This window comes from Butyrivibrio sp., assembly GCF_017433805.1.
In the GTDB taxonomy this organism is placed as follows: Bacteria; Bacillota; Clostridia; order Lachnospirales; family Lachnospiraceae; genus Butyrivibrio.
In genome coordinates, this window is record NZ_JAFRGN010000053.1 from 1 (window position 1) to 12,158 (window position 12,158).

General features: G+C 40.8%; 10 protein-coding genes. 6 read left to right on the top strand and 4 right to left on the bottom strand.

What is annotated here, in order from left to right; translation table 11 throughout:
• Positions 1-216 (bottom strand): GNAT family N-acetyltransferase (locus IJI01_RS14910; RefSeq protein WP_292191171.1); only part of this gene is annotated, 216 nt, incomplete at its 3' end.
• 517 nt (positions 217-733) lie between these two features.
• Here IJI01_RS14910 and IJI01_RS12970 point away from each other — a divergent pair.
• The 4 genes from IJI01_RS12970 to IJI01_RS12985 all read left to right on the top strand — a co-directional run bounded on the left by IJI01_RS12970 (position 734) and on the right by IJI01_RS12985 (position 6,573).
• Positions 734-3,445: an FAD-dependent oxidoreductase gene (locus IJI01_RS12970; RefSeq protein WP_292191174.1), complete on the top strand. Its 2,712-nt coding sequence runs from the start codon at positions 734-736 to the stop codon at positions 3,443-3,445.
• A gap of 134 nt (positions 3,446-3,579) precedes the next feature.
• Positions 3,580-5,274, top strand: coding sequence for a phospho-sugar mutase (locus tag IJI01_RS12975; protein ID WP_292191150.1), 1,695 nt, complete (start codon positions 3,580-3,582; stop codon positions 5,272-5,274).
• 6 nt (positions 5,275-5,280) lie between these two features.
• Positions 5,281-5,895, top strand: a complete 615-nt coding sequence (locus IJI01_RS12980) for a diacylglycerol/polyprenol kinase family protein (protein ID WP_292191153.1) — start codon at positions 5,281-5,283, stop codon at positions 5,893-5,895.
• A 36-nt stretch (positions 5,896-5,931) separates the two neighbouring features.
• On the top strand, positions 5,932-6,573 hold the full coding sequence (locus tag IJI01_RS12985) for a cation transporter (protein ID WP_292191155.1): 642 nt from the start codon (positions 5,932-5,934) through the stop codon (positions 6,571-6,573).
• A gap of 21 nt (positions 6,574-6,594) precedes the next feature.
• On the opposite strand, the gene IJI01_RS12990 is transcribed toward IJI01_RS12985, so the two are convergent.
• Complete coding sequence (locus IJI01_RS12990) at positions 6,595-7,299, bottom strand: hypothetical protein (protein WP_292191156.1); 705 nt, start codon at positions 7,297-7,299, stop codon at positions 6,595-6,597.
• Between the two features lie 146 nt (positions 7,300-7,445).
• On the opposite strand from IJI01_RS12990, the gene IJI01_RS12995 reads away from it, so the two are divergent.
• The gene (locus IJI01_RS12995; RefSeq protein ID WP_292191159.1) at positions 7,446-7,697 is read left to right on the top strand and encodes a hypothetical protein; all 252 of its coding nucleotides are present in this window, start codon (positions 7,446-7,448) and stop codon (positions 7,695-7,697) included.
• Positions 7,698-7,794: 97 nt separating this feature from the next.
• Here the strand turns inward: IJI01_RS12995 and IJI01_RS13000 are convergent, their stop codons facing one another.
• Positions 7,795-7,968, bottom strand: coding sequence for a hypothetical protein (locus tag IJI01_RS13000; protein WP_013280440.1), 174 nt, complete (start codon positions 7,966-7,968; stop codon positions 7,795-7,797).
• A 240-nt stretch (positions 7,969-8,208) separates the two neighbouring features.
• Complete coding sequence (locus IJI01_RS13005; RefSeq protein WP_292191164.1) at positions 8,209-9,669, bottom strand: methyl-accepting chemotaxis protein; 1,461 nt, start codon at positions 9,667-9,669, stop codon at positions 8,209-8,211.
• A gap of 250 nt (positions 9,670-9,919) precedes the next feature.
• On the opposite strand from IJI01_RS13005, the gene IJI01_RS13010 reads away from it, so the two are divergent.
• Positions 9,920-11,989, top strand: a complete 2,070-nt coding sequence (locus IJI01_RS13010; protein WP_292191167.1) for a methyl-accepting chemotaxis protein — start codon at positions 9,920-9,922, stop codon at positions 11,987-11,989.
• Positions 11,990-12,158 lie beyond the last annotated feature (169 nt).

Sequence of the window (12,158 nt, forward strand, 5' to 3'; positions counted from 1 at the left end):
AAGAACGTCATAGAGCATTTGACCGATTTTCTGGCGCTTGCAGTCTTCTTTGACATAAACTGTCATTTCCACAGACCAGTCGTAAGCGCGTCTTCCCTTAAAGGATGAAGCATAGGCGTATCCAACGATATTGCCATCATCTTTAACTGCTGTGATATAAGGGAATTTAGATGAGATATTACGGATGCGATCCTCAAACTCTTTTACCGAAGGAATTTCGTATTAAAAGGTGATCGCTGTGTTTGTAACGTAAGGAGCGTAAATACTAAGTAATTCTTTTGCGTCTTCCAAGGTGACTTTCTCGATTTTCATTTTTTCTATCTCCTTAATTTAAAATAATTAGTTTTGAATTATACGCTTGATAAGGATTGATTACAATCTTATTTTGATATTTCTAATGGGTACTAATATGCCTGAAGGGGAAAAAAATCGCTCTACTAATACCTGTTATGGAAACTGATCAAAATGTTGTTAAATAAGTGCCTTAGATGCAAGAAATATCTACGTTTTTGGTAGAAATTCCAGAGATTATTTTGTATAATGAATTACACTTCGGGGGGCATGTAACTTTGTGGCAAAAAGGTTATATGTACTATGGCAAGAAACAATGGTAGGAGGATTTATGGCGAAGAAAACTTTGACTGAGGCCAATTGGAAAATTGGCGATCCAATGATCAATGAGAATGATTATTGGCAGGACCCAGATTATAAGGCAGAAGATCCTGAAAAGGAAATGTTGGTAATTGAGCTGGCTAAACTCATTACAGACAGATATGTTAAGAAACTTACAAACAAGATTAATAACAGAGATCCAGAGTACTGGATGCTTGATCATATTCTTAACAAGGAACAGGTAAAGTTCCTTTTGAACTTCAAGAAGACAAGGGTTCCATATTCAATCGAGGAACTTGCGCAGATGAACAATATGCCTGTAGACAAGACACAGGAGATGGTTGATCGTCTTAGATGGATTGGTATCATCGAGCAGAACAGAGCCAAGACAGCTGACAAGCATAGACAGTACGAGCTTCCTATTTTCGTACCAGGTTCAGCTGAGTTCATGATGATGCAGGAAAAGCTCACAGACGAATTCCCGGAGCTTGCTACATTCTTTAACCTTATGACACAGCTTCCACTTGCTGGTATCACACAGATGGTTCCTCCAGGAGGCGCTGGTGTAGGAATGCATGTTATTCCTGTAGAGAAGGCTATCTCACTTGAGAACCAGTCAGTTCCAGTTGAGCATCTTTCACGCTGGATCGATATGTATGACAAGTATGGTATTTCTGAGTGTTCATGCCGTAAGCAGCAGGCTATGCGTGGCGAGGGCTCTGGAGAAATCCGTGGTGATTATTGTATCGGTATGGGTGACATGGCTGAGTACATGGATGATCGTGGAATCGGCCATTATATCTCTAAGGAAGAAGTTTACGAAATCCTTGAGAGAGCTGAGAGACATGGCTATGTTCACCAGATTACTAACATTGACGGTGAAGGCAAGATTGTTGCTATTTGTAACTGTGCTCCTGGCGTATGTAACGCTCTTAGAACATCACAGCTTTTCAACACACCTAATATGTCTGCATCAGCTTATAGAGCACATGTAGAAAAAGATAAGTGTGTTGCCTGCGGTAAGTGCGTAGAGGTTTGTCCTGTTGGAGCAGCCAAGCTCGGACAGAAGCTTTGCAAGAAGAACGGCACAGAGGTTACATATCCTAAGGCTGAACTTCCAGATAAGAAGAAGTGGGGACCTGAGAAGTGGAACTACAACTACAGAGATGATGCCAAGATCAACTGCTATGAGACTGGTACAGCTCCTTGTAAGACAGCATGTCCTGTACATCTGTCAGTTCAGGGATATATCAAGATGGCAGCTGAGGGCAGATATGAAGATGCTCTTAAGCTTATCAAGCAGGATAACCCATTCCCATACATCTGCGGCGCTGTATGTAACAGACGTTGTGAGGATGCTTGTACAAGAGGCACAATCGATCAGCCACTTGCTATCGATGAGATCAAGAAGTTCATTGCTTCTCTTGAGCTTAAGCAGGACAAGAGATACATTCCTCTTTGCGAGAAGCACGATGGCGGAATGTGGAGCGATGAGTACAAGGTAGCTATCATCGGTGGTGGCCCAGCAGGTCTTTCTGCAGCATATTACCTGAGACTTAACGGTTACCCTGTAACTGTATTCGAAAAAGAGAAGAGACCAGGCGGAATGCTTATGAACGGTATTCCAAGCTATCGTCTTGAGAAAGATATCATTGACGCTGAGATCGACGTTATCAGACAGATGGGCGTTGAGTTCAAGTGCGGCGTTGAGGTTGGTAAGGATACAACAATCCAGGATCTTCGTAAGGAAGGCTACAAGGCATTCTTTATCGCTATCGGTATGCAGGGCGGTAGAATGGCTGGTATTCCAGGAGAGACAGCAGAAGGTGTTCAGACAGGTGTTGATTTCCTTCGTACTATCAACCAGGATCACAGCATTAAGCTTAACGGCGCTACAGTAGTAGTTGGTGGTGGTAACGTTGCTATCGACGTTGCCAGAACAGCTGTTAGAGCAGGATCTAATAAGGTTACAATGCTTTGCCTTGAGAGTGCAGCAGAGATGCCTGCAGCCAAGGACGAAGTTGCTGAGGCCAAGGAAGAAGGAATCGAAGTACTTAACGGATGGGGACCTAAGGAAGTTGTTACTGAGGGAGGCCACGTTAAGGCTGTTATTTTCAAGAAGTGCGTAAGCGTATTTGATGAGCAGCACAGATTCAGCCCTAAGTACGACGAGAACGACACAATCGAAGTTCCATGTGAGAATCTTCTCCTTTCAATCGGACAGTCAGTTCAGTGGGGCGGACTCCTTGAGGGAACTAAGGTTGAGCTCAACAGAAATGGCACAGCAGTTGCTGATGCTCTTACAAGACAGACAGCAGAGCCTGATATCTTTGTTGGTGGTGATGTATTCACTGGCGCAAGATTTGCTATTGATGCTATTGCAGGCGGTAGAGAAGGATTCGTTTCTATCAACCGTTTCGTTCACAAGGGTAACAGACTTGATCTTGCAAGAGACAGAAGAGAGTTCGTTGAACTTGATAAGGATGATATCCTTGTTGAGAATTTTGATAACGCGCAGAGACAAATCCCTGGCAAGAAGGCTGGCGTAGCTCACGAGACTTTCGATGACCTTAGACTTACTCTTACAGAGGAGCAGGTTAAGAAAGAGGCAGCAAGATGTCTTGGATGTGGTGCTACAACTGTAGATGAGAATAAGTGTATCGGATGTGGACTTTGCACAACTAAGTGTGAATTCGATGCCATCCACCTTACAAGAGATATTCCTGAGGCTAGCACAATGGTTAGAGCTGAGGATAAGCTCAAGAAGGTTGGACCTTATGCAGCTAAGAGAGCTGGTAAGATTGTTATCAACAAGATCCTTGGCGACAAATAATTTTATAGTATATTAATGATTTAAAATAAAATCATAAGATGCGGGGCGATTATTGTGTATTATAATATATATGATCGTCCCGATTTTATTTCGGTAAAACAAATATTTATTTATGATATATGGAGGACTAATTAATGGATTATAAGTCAAGATATCAGGAGTGGCTGGATAAGTTATCAGATTCTGATCCACTTAAGGCTGAACTTGAGGCTATCAAGGGAGATGATAAAGAAATCGAAGACAGATTCTATCAGGATCTTTCTTTTGGTACAGCAGGACTTCGCGGAAAGGTTGGAGCAGGAACTAACCGTATGAATTTCCTTACAGTAGGTAAGGCTTCTCAGGGTGTTGCTGATTACATCGTTTCCAAGGGAAAAGAGGCTTGTGATAAGGGAGTTATCATTGCTCATGATCCAAGACATTTTTCCAAGGAGTTCTCACAGCTTGCTGCTGGAATTTTTGCTGCTAATGGAATTAAGGTTTATACATTCCCAGATCTTCGACCAACACCTGAGCTTGCATTTATGATAAGACGTCTCGGTACAGTATCTGGAATCAACATTACAGCTTCCCATAACCCTAGAGAGTACAACGGCTACAAGGCATATTGGGATGACGGATGTCAGGTATCATCTGATGTTGCAGATGGTATGACAGAGAAGATAAACGCTGTTGATATCTGGAATGGCATTAAGACTTCTGACTTTGAAGAAGGCGTTAAGGCTGGTAAGATCGTTGTTCTTGGACCTGAATATGACAGAGAGTACCTTGATAAGATCGAGGGAATGGCTATTCATGAAGGTGATGAGCTTGATCTTTCAATTCCACTTGTTTATACACCACTTAATGGCTGCGGATCTATCCCATTCAGACAGATGCTGACAGACAGAGGCTTCTCTAACTGGAAGATCGTTCCAGAGCAGGAGAATCCAGATCCTGATTTCACAACTGTTGGATATCCTAATCCAGAGGATCCTAAGGCATTTAAGCTTTCAGAGCAGTACGGAAGAGAGTTTGGAGCAGAGCTTTTAATGGCTACAGACCCTGACTCAGACAGATTTGCTATCGAGATCAGAGATGACAATGGCAATTACATTCCTCTTAATGGTAACCAGACAGGATATCTTCTTGTTAACTACGTACTTGAGGGACGTAAGGATGCCGGAACACTTCCAGCTAAGGGAGCTATGGTTAAGTCTATTGTTACATCAACTCTTTCAACTATCATGGCTAGGGCTTATGGTATTGAGATGTTTGAGACACTTACAGGCTTTAAGAACATCTGTGGTAAGATTCCATACCTCCATGAGAATGGATATACATACCTCTTTGGATATGAGGAGTCTGTAGGTTACGCGGTTTGTGAGGATATCCGTGATAAGGACGGTATATCAGCTGGTATGCTTGTTGCTGAGGCAGCTGCTTACTACCGCAAGCAGGGCAAAACTCTTTGGGATGTACTTCAGGAGATTTACGCTAAGTACGGCTTCTTTGCAGAGGATGAGCCTAACATGGTTCTGGAGGGTATTCCAGGTGCTCAGCGTATTCAGCGTATGATGAAGTGGTTCAGAGAGAATATTCCTACAGAGGTTGCCGGAGCTAAGGTTGAGAAGGTTATCGACTATATTAACGGCTACGAGGATATTCCGCCTCAGAATGCAATCAGACTCTTCCTGGATAATGGTTCATGGTTTGCCATCAGACCATCAGGCACAGAGCCTAAGATAAAGTTCTATTTCTATTCAAACCGTGACAGCAGAGAGAATGCTCTTGAAACCAACAAGAAGATAAAAGAAGAAATCTTTGGACTTATTGATTCGGTGGAATAAAGAAAAATGAAGGACTTTGCCAAGGAAGTATTTAGAAAAATACTGCATATGCTGGCTATCTCTTTTAGCATATTCTGGTTTTATATGTATGATGACTGGAGAAAATCAGTATTTGCTGTGGCTATGGCGGGAGCGCTATTATATCCGGTTCTGTTATTGTGCGCCAAAGTACCCAGACTTTCCAGTGCTGTTAATGCGAGAAGGTCGGGAGAGTTTGCTACTAGTTTTTCGGCTCTTATGGCAATGTTTATTATTGTAGCCAGTATTTGCTGGGGACGTCTTGGAGAGAGAATGCTGGGAATAGCAGCGATAATTGCCTGGGGACCAGGAGATGCTGCAGCAGCACTTATTGGCAAGAGATTTGGCAAACATAAGATAGGCAGATCCAAGAAAAAGAGCCTTGAAGGTACTATTTCTATGTTTATCGTTTCCTTCATATCTTTGCTGATCGTCCTGTTTATATATGGCAAGTACAGCACTATAGCTACCGTTGTTGTGGCTCTTATTGCAGCAATTGTCAGTGCTGGAATAGAGCTCAATATAGAAAATGGATATGATACTTTCTACTGTCCAATAGGTACAATGGTTGTTCTGGTAATAGCAGAACTGATACTTCGTTAAGATTCAGATAGTGATTAAACGGAGAATGATTATTATATGGCAAAAGATAATCTGAATCAGAAAAGTGGATACAAAACCCTTTTGTTGTCTGTAATCCTGAGTTCGCCAGGGCCACTGGTCCTGGGAATCGGGCTCATGATAGGACGAAGCTCAACGCAGATATCTGATTTTACCAGGAGAACTGCAGAGCTACTTGCGATTATAGCCTCATTTGTTGTCTATGTGATAACCAACAAAGATGCGTCCATGGATGACAACAGGAAAAGAGAAATAGAGTGTAAGAGTAATCTCTTTGTCGGAGTGATAATGTGTATCAGTGGACTTAGTATGATCATTCTTGCTTTTGTTTCTGATAATACCAATAAAGGCAATGTAGCTCCCGCTTTTGTTATAGCTCTTTTTGGAGTTATAGCAAACACGCTTTTCTGGCGTAAATACACAAGGCTATACAAGCATAATGGCAATGCGATTCTTGGAGTTCAGGCAAGGTTATATGGAGCTAAATCCATAGTGGATTGCTGCGTTACGCTGACACTCTTTGTAGTAGCAGTAATGCCTGGTACCAAACAGGCCTATTATTTTGATATTGTGGGTTCTGTGCTGGTTTCTGTTTATATGCTAAGGAGCGGTATCAAGACAATAATAGAGAATAAGGATAAATTAATAGCAGGGTGTTAACCCTGCTTTTTTGCTATATATTTAGTTTTCAGAACCTGGATTGGAACTGTCATAGTCACTTACGCCTGTAACAATCCATGAATCTGTCTCGTTATTTTTTTCGAGATCAAGGACGATGGCATAGGTCATTTCTTTGGAATTCGCAATCTCATCTTCATAGATTTCAAGGATGATCCTTAGCATATCGTTGTAAATCTTAGCTTCTGCAACTTCAGTTCCTTCCTCGTAAAGAGCTGCGATTTCTTCTGCATTGTTAGTGTTGTAGGCTGTAATTGCATCGTTTATTTTATTGGATGCGCTTTCACTTCCAAGGATATCCATGGCAAAGGATGTCTTGAAGGTGGCAACAGCAGTAGCAGTCTGCGTTCCATCTTTTTTCTCAAGATTAGTATCTGAGATGGAATAGGACTGTATCATGTTAGAAAAAAGAGAAGCAAATTCATCAAGCTCAGCTTTGGACTCTTCAGTGAGCTCGGAAACACCGGCGCCATCAGCAATCTGATTAACCAGAGTATCGGAATTAAAGAGCTGAACAAAACCACCGTTTGCTACCTCGGAAGTTGCGTATTTGTTTATGTCTTCTGTTGAATCTGAAGCTAAGATAGCCATGAAGGAATTTGCGGTCTCCTGTACCGCGCTCTTATCCTGATTGGAACAACCAGTAAGAGAAGATATCGAAAGAAGGGTAGCCATAGCTACTCCCAGACATTTTTGTAATCTATTCATAAGGCCCCCAATGTATTTGTTACTAATATCGTAATATGTTTAAGTATAGCATAGAGGTGTAAATTAGCCAAAGAGTATCGCAATTTAGATAATATAGTGATAAAATAAAGCATAGTAATTGCTAATCAATTCAAGGAGGGTTATACATGAGAGTTCTTTTCAGCGAGGGCGTTGTGAAAGAAGTAGAGTCTGTAGAGGTTAAGCCTCTTGACTTTGGGGATGGAAAGATTTCAGGAACACAGATTGATTTTTCACTTGTAAGTGGAGACCAGATTAAGTACATTTATAGCCAGAATGTGCCGATTGAGGAATCTGGAGCAAGAGCTATTGATTTTGTTAGGAAACTTTATGCTGACGGAATGGCTGATTTCACACACGAACCAGTTGAGATGCTCTAAAACTATATAAGGATATAATAAAGGCTCTATGCTTTATCTGCATAGAGCCTTTAATTCTGCTGTTCTTCCATTGTATTCTCCATTTTTGAATAATAGATCATCTCTTGCCAAGACAACCCTGGTTTTTGAGTTCTATCAGTAAATCAAAAACAACCCCCAATGGTAATCCAGTAATATGGGCTACTTTTTCTGGATCTGGATAGTATTCATCTTCACAGTCCTTTCTGATGCAGTCCATTACTTCCATTTTAGCATCCAATGTAGCTGTCATACACACGGTTCCTCCTTTCATAAATAGTATAATAATTTTAAGTCAGTATTTATCTGACCTTTCTATTATTATATCGTATTTTTGCACGAAAAGTTAAGGCATTTCGGCAAAAAATTATAAAAATTCCCTAAAATTTAAGGACTTTGGAGGAATGCGTGTCTCCAAAGCCCTATGAATTCTGATGTTTTAAATTGTAATAAATTATTAGTATTATGTTGATAATTTAAAAATGTAACAGAATTACTGCTGCATATCTTTAAGCTTATTAGCCTGCTGGAAGATTTGTCCAAGGATACCCTTGAAATCATCAAACTTGGAAACTGCTGATTCAGAAGCAGATACACCTTCATTTGAAAGAGAAGCAACTTCCTGGCTGGTTGCTGACAGATTGGAAATACTGTCGTTGATTTCTGTCGTGGAGCTGGCAATTGACTTCATGCCTTCGCCAATTTCCGAGAAGCGAGAGAGCATCTCTGTTACATTGTCATTTATGCTGTCGAAGTTTTCGCCAACTGATTCGATCATTTCGTTCTGCTCTGAAACGGATGCAACAGTATCATCAATGCTGGACATTGCTTTCTGAACATCTTCGTTAAGTTCGTTGATAATATTTGTAATCTCAGTAGAAGCTGTGTTTGTTTCTGCTGCAAGCTCTCGTACATCATTAGCTACAACTGCAAAGCCTTTTCCTGCTTCGCCGGCTCTTGCTGCCTCAATGCTGGCGTTTAGTGCGAGAAGATTAGTCTGTTTGGAAATCGACATAATGGATCCGACAATCTTGGTAACTTCAGCAACTTTATTGATAACTGCCTGAGTAGCTTCTACAGTAACCTGGCTCTGCTGTGCTACGTTTTGTGATTTTTCCTTTAGCTCTCCAATGACTCTTACTCCTTCTCGTACGGCAGTCTGAGTACTTTCGGATGCTTTTGTCATATCTTTTCTGTGCTGTTCAGTTGTAGCTGTTTCTTCCTGAATCTGCTGAACTCTCTGAGCCTGTGAGGTAATAGCCTGAGCTGTGCTTTCCATGCTGCTTGCAATGTCCTGCATTCCGGAATGCTGTGATTCGATAATGTCCTGTAGATCTACCATTGTCTGCTGGGAATCATTGAACAGATCGGTAATCGTATTGGCAATGCCTGCCATCTTATTACTTGTATCCAGTGTTTTTTCTGCGTTTTCAGTGATAGTTGCATTGTTTTCTTCATTGAATTTACAGAGAAGAGAAACTGTAGCTATTGTAGCTATAAACGCAAGTGCAAGTGTTATGAAGGCCGGTACATGGATCATATCAAGAGTACCAGAAGAAACATATGCTTTAATACAGGTAATAGTAAAAGAAATAGTGATCGCGCTTATTCCAGCCTTACAAAGCCTTACATTTAAATAGATGATACTGCAGATCAGTATCGGCAGACCAAAAGCAAAGTATACTATATTGTCTTCAGCAACCAGCATGACAAAATAGAAAATAGTCGCGCCACCCATTATAAGGATAGAACCCATTTTTACGGTAGAAAACTTAAAATATCCTGCTGTTGCCATAGCTGCTCCGATAATCGCGGAGGCAATGATTGCCGCATCAGCACCTTGAAAACCACTTTGGAATATCTTTATAACGGTTAGTAATATTCCACATAAAAAAATAACTATACATACATTAAAACTATTGGCATTAGCTCTGCGATACTGATCAGCGTTCATAGATTAGCGTTCCTTTCTATTTATTTCTGTTGCATTTTTATTTCAAAAAAACATATTTGCACAATCAAATTCTAGCATGATGAGAAGTTGAAATAAACTAAATGATGAAATAATTAATGCATTTTTCAGTTATATTTATACTTTTTTTAGAACATATAAAATCGTGATAATGTAAAATGTTAATAGGTGTATTTGTCACAAATTATGTGACTGATAGTGTAATTAAATTACATGAAAGGGTGCAAATTAGATGAAAAAGATGAGTTTGAAAACCAAGATGCTACTGTGTATTCTTCCTGTTATGGCTATAGCTATGGCTGTTCTTACGTATGTGGCTGCACAGGAACTTAGCACGAATCTGCAGACAGCAAATACTGATGCCATGTTCCAGAATGTATCAGCTAATGCTATAGGTGTAGACTCCAAGCTGGAGATCATCAGAACTACAGCTGTTAACCTTGCTGAAATGGTATCTACTTCTTATTTATTTGTAGATACTGACAACTACAGGGGAACTTTCACAAAGGTTATTAATGATAATGATTCTATCCTTGGAGCCGGAGTATGGTTCGAACCAAATATATATAAAGCTGATGAGAAATATGTTGGCCCATATTGGTATAAGGATGGCGGAACTGTAGTTGAGACCTGGGATTATAGTAATGCAGAGTATGACTATTTCAACCAGGAATACTATACTGATGCCAAGGCTCTTTCTAATGGAGCAGCTTCAATTACCAATCCATACTATGACCCAACATCAGGCATTGTCATGTCCAGCTGTTCTGCGCCTATCTATGACAATGGTAAATATGTTGGATGCGTGACTGTAGATATGGAGCTTACAAATGTTGCGGACCTTGTATCTAATATTAAGATTGGTACAACTGGTAGAGCAATTCTTCTTTCATCTGATGGTACATATATTTATACAGACGATAATGAAAAGATGCGGAATGGCGTCAAGATGCAGGAAGATCCTGATGCTAATATAGCTGCAAAGGGTGCAGAGATTCTTGCCAATTCATCTGAAACACCTAGCATGGGAGTTATGAATGTTGAAGGTAAGACTATCCTTGTTACATACAGAGATGTTCCAAATGTTGGTTGGAAGATCCTGCTTGCTATGGATCTTGATGAGATAGAAGGACCTGTAAATCAGGCAACTACAACTCTGGTTGTAATCGCTGCAATTGCACTTATTATCGGTGCAGTTATCATTCTCATATTCGTTATGAGTATTGCCAAGAGTATTAACAGTGTTAAGCAGTTTGCGAGTGTACTTGCAAGTGGTGACTTTACTGTTGAGAAGATCAACAATAAGAGAGGCGATGAGCTCGGTGCCATGAGTGAGTCTCTCAATAACATGTTTGAGAGTAACAGGGATGTTATTTCCAAGATTTCTGATGGATCAGTTAAGGTTAGTGAGACATCAAGTGGACTTGCAAGTATGGCTAATGAGTTGTCCAGCCAGTTTACAAGTATTCAGGGTAACATTTCTGGTGTTAATGATGCGATGATGTCATCTGGTGCAGCTACAGAGCAGGTTAATGCATCTGTAGAAGAAGTTAACGCATCTGTTCATCAGCTTGCTGCTGAGACTGAAAAGACAAGCTCTGATGCAGCTGATATCAAGGCAAGAGCTCAGGATATCGAAAAAGAGAGCAAACAGGCTCACGACTATGCTATTTCTATTGCTGAGCAGAGAGAAGCGGACCTTGAGGAAGCTAATGAGAAGGCTAAGGTCGTTGATCAGATTGGAACACTTGCTGATACAATTGCTGAGATTGCAGACCAGATCAACCTCCTGTCACTTAATGCAAGTATCGAGGCTGCAAGAGCTGGTGATGCAGGTAAGGGCTTTGCAGTAGTTGCTTCTGAGATCAACAAGCTTGCAAGCAGCACGTCTGAAGCAGTAGAACAGATCAGAGAAACAATCGATGGAGTACAGGAAGCATTTGGAACACTTTCTTCTTCATCAGGCGAACTTCTTGGATTCATTAAAGAGACTGTTACACCAGACTATGACAAGTTCGTTGGACTTGCCAAGCAGTATGGTGATGATGCAGGACGTTTCGGAGATTCTTCCGAGAACATTGCTCAGATGGTTGAGAACATCAGAGCATCCATGGAAGAAGTTAGTAAGGCTATTCAGAACATCGCTGAATCAACTCAGGATACAGCAGACCTCAGCAGCCAGGTTAACGATTCCGTTATGGTTGCAGCCGATGTTGTATCTAACGTAAACGAGATGACAACCAAGCAGGAAGCAGTTGCCGGTACCCTCGAAGAAATCGTTGGTAAATTCAAACTCAAGTAAGAATAATAATAGGAGCCTTGAAGATATATGATATGATTCCCCTAAAGTAGACAATGGAAATATCCAAAGTCTCCTTTAGGGGGATTTTTTATGGCTAAGTATCCTTTAGAAATCAAGATTGCTGCATGTAAAGATTATTTCGAGCGAAACATGTCAATGGGAGACATAT

What these genes read in the sequence shown, in the direction of transcription:
- IJI01_RS12970 (WP_292191174.1), top strand. Translation starts at nt 734, where the DNA reads ATGTTGGTAATTGAGCTGGCTAAACTCATTACAGACAGATATGTTAAG.
- IJI01_RS12975 (WP_292191150.1), top strand. Translation starts at nt 3,580, where the DNA reads ATGGATTATAAGTCAAGATATCAGGAGTGGCTGGATAAGTTATCAGAT.
- IJI01_RS12980 (WP_292191153.1), top strand. Translation starts at nt 5,281, where the DNA reads ATGAAGGACTTTGCCAAGGAAGTATTTAGAAAAATACTGCATATGCTG.
- IJI01_RS12985 (WP_292191155.1), top strand. Translation starts at nt 5,932, where the DNA reads ATGGCAAAAGATAATCTGAATCAGAAAAGTGGATACAAAACCCTTTTG.
- IJI01_RS12990 (WP_292191156.1), bottom strand. Translation starts at nt 7,299, where the DNA reads ATGAATAGATTACAAAAATGTCTGGGAGTAGCTATGGCTACCCTTCTT.
- IJI01_RS12995 (WP_292191159.1), top strand. Translation starts at nt 7,446, where the DNA reads ATGAGAGTTCTTTTCAGCGAGGGCGTTGTGAAAGAAGTAGAGTCTGTA.
- IJI01_RS13000 (WP_013280440.1), bottom strand. Translation starts at nt 7,968, where the DNA reads ATGACAGCTACATTGGATGCTAAAATGGAAGTAATGGACTGCATCAGA.
- IJI01_RS13005 (WP_292191164.1), bottom strand. Translation starts at nt 9,669, where the DNA reads ATGAACGCTGATCAGTATCGCAGAGCTAATGCCAATAGTTTTAATGTA.
- IJI01_RS13010 (WP_292191167.1), top strand. Translation starts at nt 9,920, where the DNA reads ATGAAAAAGATGAGTTTGAAAACCAAGATGCTACTGTGTATTCTTCCT.